The following is a 17,654-nucleotide window of genomic DNA, read 5'->3' as shown; positions in this document are numbered from 1 at the left end:
GATTGTCCCGCCTTGTTGGAGAGGCCCTTACCATAGGCCTGCTTGGGAGGCAATCAACACCTGTTGACTTTTGATGTCAACAGGTGTTGATTGTCGCTTGGACTTTTACAGACCACGGGCACCGACGGGTGTGACCGTGGAAAACGGCGTTCTTCATCAAACCGAAATATAACCTATGCCAAGCTTCTTGATCAGAATTCGCGACAGAGGGATGTGCTTCAATCCACCCTCGTTGCGTCAAATTGTTGCAAAAGATATCAACCACGACTCCAGCGGGACACCCATACGATGATGTGCTTTCTATCCCGATCAATGAGGCTGAAAACAGCCCAAGGACGAGGGTGCCAACGGCGGCCCCATGGGCCACCGGCCACCCGCGCCGTCGCCGCATTGATGGTCATTGGTCTTGCTTTGGCAGGATGCGGCGAGCCGAAGACGCAAGCGGCTTCCTCGGGCCAGCCGGTTCGGGTGGAGGCCGCCACTCTTGGCGAGTACCAACCCGTTGCCGATATATCCGGCGAAGTGGACGCCCGTATTCAAACCGATCTCGGCTTCCGCGTTGGCGGCAAGATCATTTCCCGCAATGTGGATGTCGGCAGCCATGTGCACAAGGGCGATGTGCTGATGCAGCTGGACAACAGCGAGCAGCTGTCGGATGTTGCCATTGCCGAAGCCTCGTTGCGGTCGGCGCAGGCCGATCTGAAACAGAAAAATCTGGCGTTTGACCGCTATCAGGCTTTGATCTCAGCCCATGCCATTGCGCAACAGGTGCTGGATCAGGCTCAACAGGATCTGGCCACTGCGCAAGGCTCGCTGCAATCTGCCGAGGCGCAATTGGCGACGGCGCGCGACGCATTGTCCTACACCAGCCTCAAGGCCGATTCTGATGGCATCATCACGGCGCGCAATGTGGAAATTGGTGCCGTGGTAACGGCCGCCCAAGCCGCCTTGACCATTGCCCATGATGGACCAAGAGACGCTGTTTTCGATGTCTATGAGGCTTTCTTCCTCGAAGGTGAGCCTTCGAAAGACGTGGTGGTGTCCTCCATCAGCAATCCGAACCGCAAGGTCACGGCGAGTATTCGCGAAACCGCGCCGGTGATTGATGCAAAGACCGGCACGATCCATGTCAAACTGAAACTGCCGGACGACACAGATTGGGCGCTTGGTACCCCCGTGATTGGTGCTTTTCGTGCTCCGGCAAAAACCGGGATCACGCTGCCATGGAGTGCGATCTCATCAGACAACGGCGCGCCTGCCGTGTGGGTGGTGGATCCAAACAGCAAAAAAGCAACATTGCGGCCGGTTAAAATTGCCCTGTACCGCCTGGGTGACTTTATTGTCAGCGATGGTTTGAAGACCGGCGATCTCGTGGTGACGGACGGCGTAAAGCTGGTGCGCCCGGATCAAGTTCTCGATTGGAAAGGGCGCTGATATGACGCTATTTCGCACAGGACTATCACGCGGCCTTGTGGCTGGCCTGATGGTGTTCTCGTCCCTTACTCCGGCATTTGCGGAAGGCGGCGCTGCAGCAGCAGAGGTCCGCCCGGTGTTGTGGGTGGAAGCCAAGGCGGAGCATGCCGGGCTTTTAAATTTTGCAGGGACCGTGGAACCACGGATCAAGACCGATCTGGCCTTTCGCACGCTGGGGCGCGTGACGGCGCGAAACGTGCAGGTTGGCGATGTCGTCAAGCAAGGTGCCGTGCTGATGGAAATTGATCCGCTGGCGCTGCAATTGGCGGTGCGCAGTGCGCAGGCTGATTTGAACTCGGCTCAGGCCCAGTTGGAAAATGCCCGCATAACCGAAAAGCGCAAAGAGACGCTGGCGGCCAGCAACAGTGTCAGCCAGGCCGATCTGGAACTGGCCCAGCAAGGGCTGATCTCGGCGCAGGCTTCGGTGGATAAATCCCAATCCAGTCTCGACAAAGCGCGCGAACAGCTTGGCTATGCCTTGCTGAAAGCCGATTTTGATGGAGCTATCACTTCAACACTTGGAAACGTTGGCCAGACGGTGGCATCCGGGCAGACCATGCTGACCCTTGCCCGTCTGGATCAGCGCGATGCGGTGGTGGATGTGCCGGAAGCACTGCTGCCTGCCGTTCGCGCCACGCCGGAAATTAATGTGGAGTTGCAGCTGGATCCGCATGTGACAGCACGCGGAATATTGCGCGAAGTGGCCCCTGAGGCGGATGCCACCACCCGCACCCACCGGCTTAAAATCGCAATCGATACGGCACCTGCCGCCTTCCGGCTTGGCTCTGTGGTCACGGTGCGCTTTTCCACCGATGACGGCCTTGAAGTGATTATGCTGCCCACTTCTGCCCTTTTGCACCGGGATGGCAAAGACTTCGTCTGGCGCATCGATCCCGACGGAAAACAGGTGCATTTGACTGCAGTCAAAACCGATCCGAAATTTGCCAATTCCTCGCACATGCGCATCCTCTCAGGTGTTTCGCGCGGGGATAAAATTGTCGCCGCTGGCGTGGACGAACTTCAGGATGGACAGAACATTCGGCTTGGACAGGAGCGCCGCACGTGAAGAAATTCAATCTCTCAGATTGGGCGCTCGAGCACCGCTCTCTCGTCCTCTATTTCATGATCGCCTTTTCGGTGGCGGGCCTGTTTGCCTATACCCAGTTGGGGCGCGAAGAAGACCCCTCTTTCACCATCAAAACCATGGTTATTCAAGCGCAGTGGCCCGGTGCCTCTGCCGAGGAGGTGACCCAGCAGGTTGCCGACCGCATCGAGAAAAAGCTGCAGGAACTGCCATCGCTTGATTATACGCGAAGCGTGACCCAGGCTGGCAAAACCACGGTCTTTGTCAATCTGCTGCCAACGACCAAGGCCAAGGATGTCACTCCGGCATGGCTGCGCGTGCGCAACATGATCCGCGATATCAGCAGTGATTTCCCCTCTGGTGTTCAAGGTCCGTTTTTCAACGATCAGTTCGGCGATGTGTACGGCAACATCTTTGCCTTCACCTCGGATGGTCTGACCCAGCGGGAATTGCGCGACATTGTCGAAAACGCCAGAACCAAAGTGTTGGGCATTCCTAATGTCGGCAAGGTCGATGTGATTGGTGCTCAGGATGAAGTGATCTATCTGGAGTTCTCGACCCAGAAACTGGCAGCCCTTGGGCTGGATCAATCCGCCGTGGTGTCTACCTTGCAGGCGCAAAATGCTGTGACGCAATCCGGTATCATGCAGGCCGGGCCTGAGGCCATTGCCTTGCGCGTTGGCGGCAATTTCAAATCTGAGCAAAGCCTGCGGGATGTGAACCTGCGGGTCAATGATCGCTTCTTCCGCTTGAGCGATGTTGCCGATATCCGCCGTGGCTATGTTGATCCGCCAACGGCCTTGTTTCGCTATAATGGCAAACCGGCCATTGGTCTTGAAATCGGCATGAAGCCGGGTGCCAATCTGCTGGTCTTTGGCAAGGCGCTTGAAGAGGAAATCAGCAAGATCTCGACCGAATTGCCGGTTGGCGTTTCAGTTGCCCATGTTGCTGATCAGCCGGTCGTGGTGGAAGAAGCCGTGTCTGGTTTCACCCGTGCACTGTTTGAAGCCATCGCCATTGTTCTTGTGATCAGCTTTGTCAGCCTTGGCTTTCGTGCCGGCCTTGTTGTGGCGATTTCCATTCCGCTGGTGTTGGCCATTACATTTATGGTGATGCAATATTCCGGCATTTCGCTGCAGCGTATTTCGCTGGGCGCGCTGATTATTGCACTGGGCCTGCTGGTGGATGATGCGATGATTGCTGTGGAAATGATGGTGGCGCGGCTGGAGGCAGGCGATACCCTGCGCAAGGCGGCAACCCACGTGTATACCTCCACTGCCTTTCCGATGCTGACCGGCACCATGGTCACTGTTGCCAGCTTCCTGCCCATTGCCTTTAACGACAGCAGCGCCGGTGAATTTACCTTCACGCTGTTTGTGGTGCTGGCCGTGTCGCTGGTGACATCCTGGGTGGTTGCCGTGGTGTTCACGCCGCTGATTGGCGTGGCACTTCTGCCCAAAACCATTGCCAAGCACCACGAGCATCAAGGCTGGGTTGCCCGGAGCTTCTCAAGCATGTTGGTGGCTTGCATGCGGTTTCGCTGGGTGACCATTGCCGTGACGATTGGTATTTTTGCTCTCTCCATTGCCGGGCTGTCGCTGGTTCAGCAGCAGTTCTTCCCCAGTTCCGACCGTCCCGAATTGATCGTCGACTGGAACCTGCCACAAAACAGCTCGATTGCTGAAACCAGCAAACAGATGTCAAAATTCGAGCAAGAGCAACTGGCCGGCAATGCCGATATTGATCATTGGTCGACCTATGTTGGGCAAGGTGCTCCGCGCTTCATTCTCTCCTATGATGTGCAAGACCCCTCCCCTTCTTTCGGCCAGACCGTGATCCTGTCGAAAGATCTCGAAGCCCGCGACCGCTTGCGGCCCAAGCTTCAGGCCTATCTGAAGGAGACTTTCCCCGGTACGGATGCCTATGTGAAATTGCTCGATATTGGCCCGCCCGTCGGCAAGCCGGTGCAATATCGCCTGTCCGGCCCGGATGCCACCATTGTACGCGATCAGGCTTTGAAGCTGGCCACCGTGATGGGGAGCGATCCATCGCTCACCAGCATTGTTCTGGATTGGAATGAGCCTGCACGCGTGGTCAAGCTGGATGTGTTGCAAGACAAGGCACGTGAACTGGGTGTGTCCACCCAGGACATTGCCAATCTTCTCAACAGTGTGGTGCAGGGCACAACGGTGACCCAGGTGCGCGATGGCATTTATCTGGTCAATGTCGTGGGCCGTGCCGACAATGCGGATCGCTCATCCATTGACAAGCTGCTGACCTTGCAGATCCCCAATGGATCGGGAAAATCCATTCCGCTGTCTTCCGTGGCGACATTCCACTACCAGCTCGAACAGCCAAGCATTTCAACGCGCAACCGCATTCCAACTATTACCGTCAAGGCGGGCGTGGTGGGCGACAAGCAGCCAGCCACTGTTGTCAACGAGCTGAAAGACAAGGTCGACACGTTCACCAAATCGTTGCCGCTCGGCTATGATGTCAAGGTGGGCGGTGCGGTTGAGCAAAGCGAGGAATCGCAAGCGCCGATCATCAAGGTCGTGCCTGTGATGCTGTTTGTGATGGCAACCCTGCTGATGATCCAGCTGCAGAGCTTCCATCGTTTGTTTCTGGTGTTCTCTGTTGCGCCTTTGGCATTGGTTGGGGTTGTGGCGGCACTGGTGCTCAGCCGCGCGCCCATGGGTTTTGTTGCCATTCTCGGCGTGCTGGCGCTGATTGGTATCTTGATCCGAAACTCGGTGATCCTGATCATCCAGATCGAGCAATTGCGCAGTGAAGGTGTTCCGGCTTACAAGGCGGTGATCGAGGCGACAGAGCACCGCATGCGGCCCATTATGCTGACGGCGGCGGCTGCTACGCTTGGGCTTATTCCCATTGCCCGTGAAGTGTTCTGGGGACCAATGGCCTATGCCATGATGGGTGGCATTGTGGTGGGCACCATTCTGACCCTGCTGTTTTTGCCAGCTCTTTATGTGGCCTGGTTCCGCATTCCGCGTGAGGCGCAATAGGCTTGTTAGAAAGGCCGCCGGGCAGCACTCGTCCGGCTTCACCAAACAACAAGGCCGCGCATCCCATGCGCGGCCTTGTTTGTATCTGGAGACTGTCAGGTTCATATGGAACCAGTCAGCTTCCTTGAGTGAGTTTACCTTTTGGAAAAAGCCGGGTTTTGCGTACCCCGTGCTTCCCCCCTTCCCCATAAAGACTTAACGCTTGCGAACGAATTCGGTGCGCAGCACCAATCCCTTGATGGCGTCGTGGCGGCAATCAATCTCTTCCGGGTTTTCGGTCAGGCGGATCGATTTAATGACCGTGCCCTGTTTCAGGGTTTGGCCGGCACCCTTCACTTTCAAATCCTTGATCAGGGTTACAGAATCGCCGTCGACCAGCAAATTGCCGGAGGCATCGCGCACTTCTGACGCCTTTGCCTTTGCGCTCGCAACCTCGGATGCAGGCAGCCATTCGCCGCTTGCTTCATCATATACGTAATCATCATTCTGGTCTGTCATGCCAGCCCCCATCGTTAATGCGTTTTCTCACCGGCTTGTGCGGTTTTGAAGCCGCGCAAGCCAATGCGACAAAGTTGAAATCTGCTGCATAATTGTCTCTCTCAATCGGGTGCGATTGAGGAAATTGTGCAGTAGCGCCCCTTAGAGTCTGTCAGGTTCAGATTGAACCAGACAGACTCATCGTTCTTTTGATTTCGTTTGTCTATTCGGGAAAACCGGATTCCACTTTTCCCTGACAAACTCTAAGCCCCGCCGTGATCAATGGCGCAAACGGGTCATCTGCGGCACAATTCTCGCTTTCAATCGAGCGAGATTGAAGGAATTATGCTGTCAGCACTGCAGCGCCTGCTATCTATATCACGCGCTGCCCGATAGCCAATAGACCTGTCGCCCTGCCCGTGTCCATGGCACAGACCTGCTTTAGCGGAATTTCTTTTGGGGATGAGCGTCCTTGAAACGAAAGCGCCGTGCGTCTCAAAGAACGCACGGCGCAGCATCCGTTGATATTGTTGTCAAAGGATGCGATCGATCGACTTATGCGGTGGGTTTGCCTTTGAACTCGGCATAGAGATCAGCCAGCCGTTGATGGACAAAGTCGTCAAACCCTGGCTCGGCTTTGCTATCAAAAACAAAGGTGCTGCGGGTTGCTGTTTTTTTGATGGTCACGGGCAGGGCACTGGTTTGAATGTCTGGTGTTGTGGCACGCGGCTTTTGCTTTTGCGTTGTGACCAAATCAAGGGCGCGCTGAAACCGGTCATTGCTGGACAGGGTTTGATAGTCGTCCGCGGACGACAGCGCGCCAATGAGTGCCTCAACATCGGCATTTTCCACATGGCTTGCAAGCTCCATCCAGCGACGGCGACCCACATCGGGGGCAGGGCCAATCAATTGCACCAGCGCCAGTGACATCTGACGCATGATGATCAGCATTTTCGACAGCGCCTGCTTATCGACATTGAGGGCAGCCATAATGGTGGCGCGGCTGAAGTCGCGCTCTTCCAGACGGCGGGCAAACAGGCAACGCTCAATATAGGAGAGATTGGCGCGGGCGTTGTTTTCCTGACCTTGGCTGACCACCAATTGCTCATCACTGAGTTCGCGCACCACGGCACGGATCTTGATGCCGAGTTGTTTGACGGCGGCCAGACGCCGATGGCCGTAGGCCACCTGATAGCGCCCCTTGGCTGTTGCGTGAGGGCGCACAAGGATAGGCACCTGCTGCCCATGCTCGGCAATCTGCGAGGCCAGCGCTGCCAGCTCAACGCCATCCATTTCCATGCGGTCGGAGATGAAAGATGCGTCGATCAAGGCCGGATCGATCTCGATCACCATTTTGCCTTCGGCAAGCTGGCGTTCAAGATCGCCAGCACGTTCCATTTTTTGGGTAATGCTGCCAAGCGTTTTGGTAATGCCGCCCACGGGTGAAGAGCTGCGCGTTTGCGGCACAAGGCCCGCAATGGGGCGCTCGTTCAGAGCAGGGGTTTCATGTCGGGGCATGGATGAGTCTGAAATGCCGATCAGGTTTTTACGGGCCATTTATTTATCTCCTCCCCCAGGTGTTGCGGATCAATGTATCGACCTCGCCATTGACCAGCGCGAGGGATTCCATGGCGCGGTCATAGGTGCCACGGGTAAACTGGGCGCGATCGACCTCGTAAAGTGTCTGTTTGGTCACGCCCGCATCGGCAACAGCGGTGGATTTGACCATGGCATTGTTGAGCATGCGGTTGCCAAAAATGGCCCGCATGAAGCCGGTCATCTGGCTCTGCGGTCCGTCATTGGGTTCAAACCGGGTGACCAGATAGCGCATCCAATCATAGCTTGTTCGGCCGCCGGCCTTTTCCACCACCGACATCAGCTCGCTGGTCATGGTCAAAAACTGCGACATCGACATCACGTCGAGCATTTGCGGATGCACGGTGATCAGCACCGAGGTGGCCGCACACAAGGCTGACATGGTCAAAAAGCCAAGCTGCGGTGGGCAATCCACCACCACCACATCGTAGAAACTTTCAATCTCGGTCAAGGCTTCGCCAATGCGAGCAAAGAACATCGATTCCGCCTTGCCAGCCATCATCGCTTTTGGTGTTTCATGCTCAAATTCCATCAGCTCGAGATTGCCGGGAATGAGATGAAGATTGGGCGTGTAGGTGGCGCGGACAATTTCAGCAATCGGGCGAGGGGCGTCATAGCGGATCGCCCCATACAGGGTTTCACCCTCACCCACATCAATTTCAGGCTGGTGACCAAACAGCGCCGAGAGCGACGCCTGCGGATCGAGATCGATGGCAAGGACGCGATAACCCTTGAGCGCGAGATATTGGGCTAGGTGGGCAGACGTTGTGGTTTTGCCGGAACCGCCCTTGAAGTTCATGACAGAGATGACTTGCAGCTTTTCGCCGTCGCGGCGGTGCGGCACGTATTTTGGCGCGCCGTTGCGCTCGTCCAGCACCCGACGGATATGGTCCATATCCTGTGCGGTGTAGAGCCTGCGGCCATTGGCCAAGGGCTCTGGCCCGTGGCCATCGGCTGCCACTTGGCGCAAATAACCCTCGCCAATGCCGATAAAGGCCGCAGCTTCCGCCGGTGAAAAGGCGCGTAGCGACTTTCTCGCTTGCGGTGGGAAAATTTTCGCCTGATGCTGCTGGAGCTGATAGGACAGCTCCTGCGCATCCGTGGAGAGCACGGTTGGCAGATGCTCTTGTGGATCGTGGATGATTGGGCTCGGCTGCATTTGAAAACCTCGGGGTAACTGCGCATTTTTTGGAAAAAACGCCCTAACTGCGCAATTACACTATGCGCAGATTCGTTACCAATTTACAAACATTTAACTATGAATTTTGCGGGCCTATGAAACGTGAGCCTTGGCGATATCAAGCTGTCGTCCGCGGACGACGCCTGTTATTTATAAAAACAGCGGATTTTTTCCGCAGTGATTCTTGACTATGATTCGCGAAAATGCGATTCGTTGGGTGCTTAAGGTTATGAGAAGGGCTTCCACAACGGAAACGTTTGGAGGCCCTTTTTTTTTATGAAAACCGCCGCCAATTTCCGGGAAATTGGCGGCGGTGCAGTCTTCTTGCGGATATGGCTTAGTGTGTGAGGCTTACGCTGTAGCCCGGCTTATAATCGATCGGCAGAAACAGGCGGTGATATTCGCGAAAGGTTTCATCGGGATCGAGATTGGCAAACAGGTCTGGATGAAGCCACTTGGCGATCTGCTGGATGGCGATAAATTCATACGGGCTATTGTAGAACTGGTGCCAAATGCCATGAAAGCTGCGGGTTTTGAGCGCCTTGGTGCCACTGTAGGCTTTTCGTGTGGTGAACCATTCCAGCTTTTTTTCCGCCTCTTTCATATCGGCTCCCGGCCCGAGGGGAATCCAGTGGCCGCCCGGCACGTAAGCCTGCCAATTGGCGCTGGTGACAATCACCTGATCTGGATCCGTGGCAATCACCTGTTCAGGGTTCAACTGGCCAAAGGTTCCGGGCAGAAAATCACCGCCGATATTGTGTCCACCGGCGATTTCAACATAGCGGCCAAAATTTTCATTGCCAAAGGTGAGGCAGCAATCATCGGTATAACCACCAATGCGTTCAACAAACACGTTGGGGCGGGCGGGTTTTTTCTGGGCAATAACATCCGTCACCTGCGCCAGTGCTTTTTTGCGAAAGGCGATAATCTCGTCAGCGCGGCTTTCCCGGCCCATGATTTCGCCCAGCAGGCGGATGGTTGGCTCGGTGTTTTTCAAGGGCTGGTGGCGAAAATCGATATACAGAACCGGAATGCCAAGGGAGGCGAGCTTTTCAATATAGGCGGTCTCGGCCGTGGCGCGTTGGGTTTCTAAGTTGAGCAGCACCACATCGGGCTTTTGCACAATGGCGGATTCAAGATCGATCAGGCCGCTTTCCTTGCCGCCAAAGGTAGGCAGATCGGCAAGTTTTGGAAATTTTGCCAGATATTGCGCATAGGTGGCAGGATCGGCTTCGATCAGATCATTTTTCCATCCAGCCAGAAAGGAGAGCGGATCTTTGGATTCCAACGATGCCACCAGATACAGTTGGCGTCCTTCGCCCAGCAACATGCGATGGACGGGAACATTCAGTGAGACCTGCCGTCCCGAAATGTCGGTGACAGTGATGCGATGCTGCGCGGGCGCAGAAGTCTGCGGCGGCACCTGATCCGTGGCGTAGGAGGGTGATACAGGCGCGACAAGACACGACAGCAGGGTTGCCAAGAGCAGGGGGGCAAAGAGTGTGATGGCTGGTTTGATCACCGTTTTATCCTATGCGGTTGGGGAGAAGGCTTGTTTTGAACTTGATCGACAAGCCAACGAAGAAAGACAGAAGATAGCAGGCAGCCACCACGGAAAACGCGGCATCAACACCCAAAAGCTGCATGCAGGCGACACCGGAGGCAATGCCGAGGATAGAGGCGATTTGCTGAAAGCTCTGGGCGCGACCCAGAATTTCGCCTTGCCGGTGGAGCGCTGTGGCTTGCGATAGACGCGCCGTCAGCACCGGCGTTGTGCCGCCCAAAAGCACGCCCCAGACGAAATAGAGGGCCGCAAAGACGGGCACGGACGTGCTAAACCCGGCAAGCAGGGTCACAGCCGCACAGGCCAGCGCAATGGCGCTGCTGGCCCCCAGCACAAAGCCGAGGCTGCGCATTTTGAAAAACCGCGCCCAAAGCGGGGCACCTATCACAAAGCCGCAGGCCATCAGCCCATAGCTCAGGCCAATAATCCAGTGATCCGCGCCGAAAACGCGCACCATATACAGCGAAAAGGGAACCTGCAGCACCATACGGCTGGCCAGCAAGGCGCAGATCAGCACCAGCAGGCCCAACACCGGGGCTGGTTTCTCCTGAAGGGGAGGGGAGGCGATTTTGGCGGGCGCTGGCGGCACGTCCCTCTCGGTCAAGGTTGCCTTGCTTTTGGCACTCTTCACGGTTGGGATCGGAAGGGTGATCCAGGCCGCAAGGGCGCAGAGCGCGCAGATGGCACCTGCCGTGATGTTGACGGCGGAAAAGGGCATGGCATCCAGAATAAGCCCGCCGGCAAAGGCACCGCCCAGCGAGCCGAGATTGGTGGCCACTTGTAGCCAGGCAAACAGGCTTGCCCGGTCACGCCCGCTGTTGACCTGCACAGCATAGGCTTGCGCAGGCGCAATATAGCCAGCACAGGCACCTTGCAAAAATCGCAACACCAGAATGATCCAGACATCCTGGGCAAAGGCGATCAGCAATTGCGTCACAGCCAGCCCGATCAACGCCCGCACCATCATCAGGCGATTGCCATAGCGATCACCCATCCGGCCCCAGAAAGCGCTGGTCAGGGAGATGCCCAGCATCGGGCAGATGTAGACCCCGATGCTGGCCAGCCCGAACACCGCATCTGACGGGCTGAGCGCCTTGATTTGCAAGGCCCAAAAGGGGCCGCTCATTTCCATGGCACCCATGGAAATGAACTGCAGCCCAAACAGCAGAAGAAAAACAGGCGTGTAGGCCCGAAGCAGAGCTGCGGCTTTGAGCATCACCGGCCCACCAACGGATTGGGAAGCAGATGTTCAACCCGATAATCCTTGTAGCGCTGAAGATGCATGGTCAAAACCGAGCGGGTTGGCCATGGTTTTTCCAGCAAAGCCTGCCGTTCTTCCTGCCAGAACGCATCCGAGGTGACGCGAGGGCGCACTGTGTCGAAGGCCTGTTCCGTGACCTCTTTGATGACCATCCAAAGGTCGTCGTTGTCGATGCCATAGTGCTGCGTCAGGCACAGAGCAATTTCATGCAAATGGCAAATGAAGCAGGCGTCGATGAGGAAGGACCGCACCAGGGATATGTCGCCGTCAAAGGTGGTGGGCAAAATGCCGGCACGCTGAAAGGGCTTGAGATGGTAGCCGCGTGCTTCCAGCAACGGCGCATAGCTGCGGCCATCGCCAAAGTCGCGGATGATCAGCTTGTCGGGTGCCCCGGAGGGATCAAACAAAATGGTGGCATTTTGCTGGTGAGCCTCAAAGGCAATGCCGTAAAGCAAGTACATGGCAAGGGCAGGGCGCACCACGATCTCGGTATAGCGCTTGAAGAAACTGCGAACATTTTCAATGAGTTCACGGTCTTTATGTTGCTGGCAATACCGTGCAATCAGCTCGCACAGGATGGGTTTTCCATTGCTGGGGCTTGCGCTCAAAAGGGCGGCGACCGTGATGGCGTATTTGCCATCCGCACGGCGCAAAGGCTCGGCATTGCGATAGACCACCGACAAAAACCGGCCGCGATGCTCATCGTCGGTCGCGGGGTCATGTAAAATGGCGCCCAATTCCTCGGTGAAGATTTCCAGCTGTGCGCCAATCTCCTTCTCGTTTTGCAAAATTGTGCTGATCAAGGTGGAAAGACGCGGCCCCATATGAATGGATTTTGCTTGCAAGGTGCGTTGCTCGCTGGTCAGCCAGATGGCAACCGGCAGTTTGATAAACGGCCTTAAAATCTCATCATCCGGCAGCATGGTGCGAAATGACATGGATGGTGATGTGACAATCTGAGGCCCATCGAGCAGCAAAATGCCATCCGCAATTTCCGGCGCAAATTCCTGGGTGACAAAATGCTCAAGATGCCAGCCGTGAATGGGTAAAGGAAGCCAGTCGTCTGGAGCTTTTCCCATTTCTATCAAATGGTTAGACCATGATTCATACAATTCCGGAAAGGCCGCTTCGAACCAGGAATTGTAATCGCTCACATGCGGCATTTTTTCCACATAGGCCCAATCCTTGCGAAGCGCAGCAATGCGAAGCGGTACTTTCGCGCCAAATTCCGGCGAAAGAGCCACAACGTCATCGGGCTGCAAATTGGGCTTGGCCTTCCAGGTTGGATAAAAGGGATGGCCCTCCAGCGCGCCCCATTGATCCAGCAGCATGGCCGCCTGATGGGCGGGCAGATGGCTGTAAAGATAATCGATGAAATCTTTCGCACCCGCCTTTGCGATTTTGCTGGAAAGGTCCTGCGTCCAGACGTGCCGATGCTTGCGGGCCAGAATGTCGTTGTTAATACTGTCGTTGATGTCGCGGCTTAAAACCTCCAGCCCATCGGGGGCAGGGGTGATGGCAAGCGCGCCCGCCACTTCGGCAAGCAAGGCATCGGGGTGATCAATCGGCACAATTGCGCCCTTGGCATCGAGAACCTCGATCTCGCCACGGTTTTGCAATGTGCCTGCCGGGGCGGCATGCAGATGTTTGAAATGCAAAACCCGGCGTGTGTGCCACAGCGGCAGCCACGCCTGCTGACCATCGCGTGACCACAGCAAGGCTTCGGGTGCCAGCAGACGTTCGGCAAACAGGCAGCGCACCAGGCGATTGATGGCATTGGCAATGGCCGCTTTGTGCAAAGCTGGGTGTATGGTGCGGGTATCGGTGTCAAATTCGGGCGAAAGCGAATGGGTCATCAGGCAGCCTCCAGCCAATCATGAGGAACGGGGCTTAATGCGTCGGGCAATGCACCGTGATAGCGGCGCGCCCATGCATAGGTCTTGGAAATGGCGGGCGTGGGCACGCCCAGCCGCTCACTGAGCTTGACAAGCAAGGCCTGCCCGCAGGCAACATCCTCGTGAAACGCCCGGCTGTCGCGATCAATCAGCCAGCCTGTCCCCTTGGGATTGGAAATCAGGGGCAATTGAATGCCCGCATAGGCACGATTGGTTCTGAGCAGCGAAAACATGGTTTGAGGATCAGCAATCTGATCGCCATAGGCCTCAATCAACTCCTCCCGTAAGGGTTTGACGGAGCTGAGATCAATGCCGGTGCGCGCTTCAATGGCCTGACATAAGGCCTGATTTTCGGCGTCAAATTGTTCCAGAAGTTGCGCGCCTTCCTCGGGGCAATCACTCCACCAGCAAAGCGGCTCGGCAAACGGTGTGTGTTCCCACGCAGCCCCCGGTCCCAGCAGGCCATAGAGCATGGCCGGATGCATCAATGCATTGCCGGGTGTCAGGGTGATTTCCAGATAATCGCGCAAAAGCGTGACGGGCGCATTGTAAAGCGCAATCAGCATCGCTCGCAGGGCTTTTGCGCTGTCGCTGGTTTCGCGCCGGTGAAGACCAACAAACAAATGGGCCTTTGCGCCGCCCATGCGAACGCTGTGTCCGGCCACCAGTTCAAAGGCAATATGCGGCACATCTTTCAAACCCCAGATGATCACATTGTCCTTTGCACCCAAATGCTCCGCCGCCAGCCAGTCAAAGCCGCAAAAGCCCGGAATCGCTCCCAGATACACCGGTTTGGTGGTGGATATGCTGTCTTTGATGCGCTTCAGCAGATGGCTGCGGACATGGGCTGGCTGGGTGATGACGATGAGATCGGCATCGCCTAAGGCTGTGTTCGCATCGCTGCCGACGTAATCGGGGCGGCCCGTCAAGGCCTGTCCATCGGGCAAAAAGGCCTGCCATGGGGTTGAGGTTTTGGCCCATTGCTGGGCCAAAAGATGGTTTTCGGTGAAAACCGAGAGATGAACCTCTGGGTTTTGCTTGAACAGCACGGCGTTCAGGTGCCCGGTGCGGCCCGCGCCGCAGATGGCGACCTTCATGCCGCACCTGCCATGCCAAAGAACCAACCATCCAGCTGGGCGGCAATGGCCGGGTTCAAAAGCCCGCGTTTTGCCATCCACTCGTCATCAAACACCGAGCCGAGATATTTCTCGCCGCCATCGGCAACGGCGGTGACAATGGTGCCGCTCAATTTGCCGGATGCAATGAACTCCAGCGCCTTGTAAATGGTGCCGCCGGTTGATCCGCCCACCAGAATGCCTTTTCGTTTGGCAATATAGCGTGCCGTTTCAAAGGCTTGAGTGTCGGTCACCTGCACGCCTTCGTCAATGCAGCTGTAATCCAGCACTTTGCCAACTTCATCGCCAGCCGGTGTGCCGGTGCCTGACTGATAGTAAGGATGGCCGGGCTTGCCAAACACGATCGAGCCTGCTGGCTCGACGGCAATGGTCTTGATGGCGGGATTGATGCGCTTGAGGCGCTGCGAAATGCCGGTCATGGAACCGCCCGTGCCGACGCAGCCGATAAAGGCATCCAGTCCATCAGGCAATTGTTCGACCAGCTCATCCACAAAGCCAGCATAACCATCCGGGTTGGCCGGATTGTCGGACTGGTTCATAAAAAGCGCGCCGGGCAGCTGTGCACCAAGCTGGGCTGCCAGCCTTTGGCGCTCCACCACGGCCACTTCATCCTCGCGAAAATTGCCTTCCACATAGCGGATTTCGGCCCCCAAGGCCCGCATTGTGCGAATTTTATCCGGGGCGGCATGGTGATCGACAACCGCGATAAAGCGCAGGCCAAATTCCAGCGCCGCCAAGGCCAATCCGGTGCCGGTGTTGCCGGAAGAGGATTCAACAATCGTTCCGCCCTTGGGCAGGCGGCCATCCTCAAGGGCTGCCACCACCATGCTGCGGGCCATGCGGTCCTTCATCGAGCCGCCGGGGTTGTTCTTCTCCATTTTCAGCAACAGTCTTGCATTGCTGGTTGCGAGATCAAGCTGAATAAGTGGTGTCTGGCCAATCAATTGTGTTACAGATGTATAGAGCATTGTGTCTCCTCACATTGATCCGGAATAAGTTCGGACAGTCCATCTGCGGTCCTCCTGACACATAAGCGGGTTGGCATGGGATGGCGGTGAAACTGGTTTTCCATCAGATCCATCTGATAGCCGCCGGTGTTGACATAGGCGAGAAAATCACCGGCTTGCGGCGCTGATGGAAAATCAAGCCATCTGTTTGAAATCACATCATCATCAAGGCAGCTATGGCCTGCGAGATAGGCCCGCAACGGTGCCGCTGCCAACGCTTTTGGCTGGTTGGACAGCAAGATCGGGTCCACCAGAAATTCAGAGGCAAACCAGGTTTCGCAGGCGCTGAAACTGCTGCCCTCGACGAAAATAACCGCCGAGCGCGCATCCAGCGCCTTCACGCGGGTGATCCTCAGCACCGTCACGGCGCATTGATCGGCAAGGGCGCGGCCTGGCTCCATGGCAAGCGTGAGGTTTTCGCCCGCAAAATAGCTGGCGACGTCACGGCCATCGCGCATGGTGGCGCTGAGCAGACGGCGCAGCCATTCCACAGCATCGATAGGCCCACCATAGGGGTAAAAGGACTGCGGCAGACGATGGGTGCGATAATCCTCCGCTGTCTGTGCCTCCTGAAAGGCAACATAAGCGGCGTGATCGACATATCGCGCTGGCAAGCCACCGCCAATGTCGATGAGCCGTGGCGACAATCCCAAGCCACGGGCGATGGCAATCAGATCCGCTGCTTCCTGAAGGGCCTCAACCCGTGTTTCAACGCTATAGCCACCGAGATGGAAATGCACGCCTTCAAACCGCAGCGCTGGCATGTCGACCAGCCGCTTGAGGCAGTGGATGGCATCATCCAGCCCCATGCCAAACCGGCTTTGTCCCTGATTGCCGGGCCGGAGGCGCAACAGTACAGGATGCGGCCCGCCTTCAGTTGGCAATTGACGGAGCAGATCATCAAATTCCTCAACGGAATCGATGGAAATCAAAGCGTTGCAGGCCAGAAGAGCCTGATGAAATGCCGGTGTTTTGGCAGGGCCAGTTGCCACAATATCACGACCCTCTGCCCCAAGGTGCAGGGCATCCTGAAGCTCATAAAGGCTGGACACATCCAGCCCGCCGCTCGCGCCCAAGGCGGCACCCATCAGGCCCAGGGATTTATTGACCTTCACGCCGTAGTAAATTTTTGAAGCGACGTTTTGCGCGTTCAGCACAGTGCGCAAGGAGCGAAGATTGTCTTTCAGCGCCTCGGGCCACAGCAGATGAAGCGGAGAGCCGAAGCGTTCAAAACCCTCGCGCAAAATGGGCTGCTGATTTTCAAGGAAATCGGCAATGTCCTTGCGCATCAGGGGTGAGAGCGGGTGCGATTGCTTGGAGGCCAACATCATGCACCCACCGCTCTGTTGTGATGGCGCATCTCTCTTTGGGTTTCAGGAGGCGCGATCAAGGTGGAAAGCGGCACGTTGCAGCCGGGATAGGTGTCTGGAAAAATGTGGCGGGTGGTCTTGATCGGAAATTTTCGGCCGGAACGGGCCATGGCGAAAATATGCTCCGGGGTAATGTGGTCTTCCGCCCGCCAACTGGTGACCGAAACCGTCTGATAATCCAGCAGCACCACAGGCACGACGGAAAGTTGCAATCTCTTTGCCACCTCAAGCCGATGGTGGCCATCCATCACCAGCATATGGTTGCGTTCAACCGCAATCGGCCGGGTCCAGATCTTTGCCTGGACAATGCGTTTGTACAGATTTTCGACCGCGAGGTCGTCAACGTCTTCTGTGGCAACAAGGCATTCCGTTGGGGCAAATTTATAGGACATGAAAGACAGCCTTTCGATCTAAATCACGGGCAAAATCACGGCTTCATAAAGATGACTATATTTATCATATTTTATGATGGAGGCAGTTTTTGGAAATGTCAATTTGGTATTTTAAAAAAAGAATGTTTATAAACAATAAGATAATTCGATTTTGCTAATTTATTTGGCTTTGTAAATTAAATGTTGACTCATTCAA

Annotated in this window: 13 protein-coding genes; 3 read left to right on the top strand and 10 right to left on the bottom strand. The window is 56.1% G+C overall.

The annotated features are described in order from the left end of the window. Positions 1–393 precede the first annotated feature (393 nt). From BJF95_RS22155 to BJF95_RS22145, 3 genes are read left to right on the top strand one after another with little or no spacing between them, the layout of a single operon-like run. The gene (locus tag BJF95_RS22155; RefSeq protein WP_075641684.1) at positions 394–1,434 is read left to right on the top strand and encodes an efflux RND transporter periplasmic adaptor subunit; all 1,041 of its coding nucleotides are present in this window, start codon (positions 394–396) and stop codon (positions 1,432–1,434) included. A gap of 1 nt (position 1,435) precedes the next feature. Then, complete coding sequence (locus BJF95_RS22150) at positions 1,436–2,539, top strand: efflux RND transporter periplasmic adaptor subunit (protein ID WP_075641683.1); 1,104 nt, start codon at positions 1,436–1,438, stop codon at positions 2,537–2,539. Then, complete coding sequence (locus BJF95_RS22145; protein ID WP_075641682.1) at positions 2,536–5,580, top strand: efflux RND transporter permease subunit; 3,045 nt, start codon at positions 2,536–2,538, stop codon at positions 5,578–5,580. Before BJF95_RS22150 ends, BJF95_RS22145 begins: the two co-directional genes overlap by 4 nt. Before the next feature lie 195 nt (positions 5,581–5,775). Here the strand turns inward: BJF95_RS22145 and BJF95_RS22140 are convergent, their stop codons facing one another. The 10 genes from BJF95_RS22140 to BJF95_RS22095 all read right to left on the bottom strand — a co-directional run bounded on the left by BJF95_RS22140 (position 5,776) and on the right by BJF95_RS22095 (position 17,458). After that, positions 5,776–6,078: an alkylphosphonate utilization protein gene (locus BJF95_RS22140; protein WP_075641714.1), complete on the bottom strand. Its 303-nt coding sequence runs from the start codon at positions 6,076–6,078 to the stop codon at positions 5,776–5,778. Positions 6,079–6,612: 534 nt separating this feature from the next. Next, the gene (gene repB / locus BJF95_RS22135; protein ID WP_075641681.1) at positions 6,613–7,614 is read right to left on the bottom strand and encodes a plasmid partitioning protein RepB; all 1,002 of its coding nucleotides are present in this window, start codon (positions 7,612–7,614) and stop codon (positions 6,613–6,615) included. A gap of 4 nt (positions 7,615–7,618) precedes the next feature. Continuing rightward, positions 7,619–8,812 carry a plasmid partitioning protein RepA gene (repA, locus tag BJF95_RS22130; RefSeq protein ID WP_075641680.1) on the bottom strand — a complete coding sequence of 398 codons (1,194 nt, stop codon included), beginning with the start codon at positions 8,810–8,812 and terminating at the stop codon, positions 7,619–7,621. A 358-nt stretch (positions 8,813–9,170) separates the two neighbouring features. Beyond that, positions 9,171–10,355 (bottom strand): ABC transporter substrate-binding protein, encoded by a 1,185-nt coding sequence (locus BJF95_RS22125; RefSeq protein WP_075641679.1) that lies wholly within the window; start codon positions 10,353–10,355, stop codon positions 9,171–9,173. Positions 10,356–10,359: 4 nt separating this feature from the next. Then, positions 10,360–11,613 (bottom strand): MFS transporter, encoded by a 1,254-nt coding sequence (locus tag BJF95_RS22120; protein ID WP_075641678.1) that lies wholly within the window; start codon positions 11,611–11,613, stop codon positions 10,360–10,362. After that, positions 11,613–13,514 carry an IucA/IucC family protein gene (locus BJF95_RS22115; protein WP_075641677.1) on the bottom strand — a complete coding sequence of 634 codons (1,902 nt, stop codon included), beginning with the start codon at positions 13,512–13,514 and terminating at the stop codon, positions 11,613–11,615. Before BJF95_RS22115 ends, BJF95_RS22120 begins: the two co-directional genes overlap by 1 nt. Further along, on the bottom strand, positions 13,514–14,650 hold the full coding sequence (locus tag BJF95_RS22110) for an NAD/NADP octopine/nopaline dehydrogenase family protein (protein ID WP_075641676.1): 1,137 nt from the start codon (positions 14,648–14,650) through the stop codon (positions 13,514–13,516). The genes BJF95_RS22115 and BJF95_RS22110 overlap by 1 nt, the downstream gene beginning before the upstream one ends. Beyond that, a complete protein-coding gene (locus BJF95_RS22105) occupies positions 14,647–15,657 on the bottom strand; it encodes a cysteine synthase family protein (RefSeq protein WP_075641675.1) in 1,011 nt (336 codons plus the stop codon). Before BJF95_RS22105 ends, BJF95_RS22110 begins: the two co-directional genes overlap by 4 nt. Continuing rightward, entirely contained in the window at positions 15,639–17,027 is a 1,389-nt protein-coding gene (locus BJF95_RS22100) for a Y4yA family PLP-dependent enzyme (RefSeq protein WP_075641674.1), read from the bottom strand. The genes BJF95_RS22105 and BJF95_RS22100 overlap by 19 nt, the downstream gene beginning before the upstream one ends. Further along, positions 17,024–17,458, bottom strand: a complete 435-nt coding sequence (locus BJF95_RS22095) for a ParB N-terminal domain-containing protein (protein ID WP_075641673.1) — start codon at positions 17,456–17,458, stop codon at positions 17,024–17,026. Before BJF95_RS22095 ends, BJF95_RS22100 begins: the two co-directional genes overlap by 4 nt. Positions 17,459–17,654: the final 196 nt, after the last annotated feature.

It is taken from the genome of Rhizobium oryziradicis, assembly GCF_001939045.1.
Classification (GTDB): domain Bacteria; phylum Pseudomonadota; class Alphaproteobacteria; order Rhizobiales; family Rhizobiaceae; genus Allorhizobium; species Allorhizobium oryziradicis.
This window is presented reverse-complemented; position numbering and strand designations above follow the sequence as displayed.

Excerpts from the sequence above, each read along its gene's own strand:
- BJF95_RS22155 (WP_075641684.1), top strand. The coding sequence starts at position 394 with ATGGTCATTGGTCTTGCTTTGGCAGGATGCGGCGAGCCGAAGACGCAA.
- BJF95_RS22150 (WP_075641683.1), top strand. The coding sequence starts at position 1,436 with ATGACGCTATTTCGCACAGGACTATCACGCGGCCTTGTGGCTGGCCTG.
- BJF95_RS22140 (WP_075641714.1), bottom strand. The coding sequence starts at position 6,078 with ATGACAGACCAGAATGATGATTACGTATATGATGAAGCAAGCGGCGAA.
- repB (WP_075641681.1), bottom strand. The coding sequence starts at position 7,614 with ATGGCCCGTAAAAACCTGATCGGCATTTCAGACTCATCCATGCCCCGA.
- repA (WP_075641680.1), bottom strand. The coding sequence starts at position 8,812 with ATGCAGCCGAGCCCAATCATCCACGATCCACAAGAGCATCTGCCAACC.
- BJF95_RS22120 (WP_075641678.1), bottom strand. The coding sequence starts at position 11,613 with ATGCTCAAAGCCGCAGCTCTGCTTCGGGCCTACACGCCTGTTTTTCTT.
- BJF95_RS22115 (WP_075641677.1), bottom strand. The coding sequence starts at position 13,514 with ATGACCCATTCGCTTTCGCCCGAATTTGACACCGATACCCGCACCATA.
- BJF95_RS22110 (WP_075641676.1), bottom strand. The coding sequence starts at position 14,650 with ATGAAGGTCGCCATCTGCGGCGCGGGCCGCACCGGGCACCTGAACGCC.
- BJF95_RS22105 (WP_075641675.1), bottom strand. The coding sequence starts at position 15,657 with ATGCTCTATACATCTGTAACACAATTGATTGGCCAGACACCACTTATT.
- BJF95_RS22100 (WP_075641674.1), bottom strand. The coding sequence starts at position 17,027 with ATGATGTTGGCCTCCAAGCAATCGCACCCGCTCTCACCCCTGATGCGC.
- BJF95_RS22095 (WP_075641673.1), bottom strand. The coding sequence starts at position 17,458 with ATGTCCTATAAATTTGCCCCAACGGAATGCCTTGTTGCCACAGAAGAC.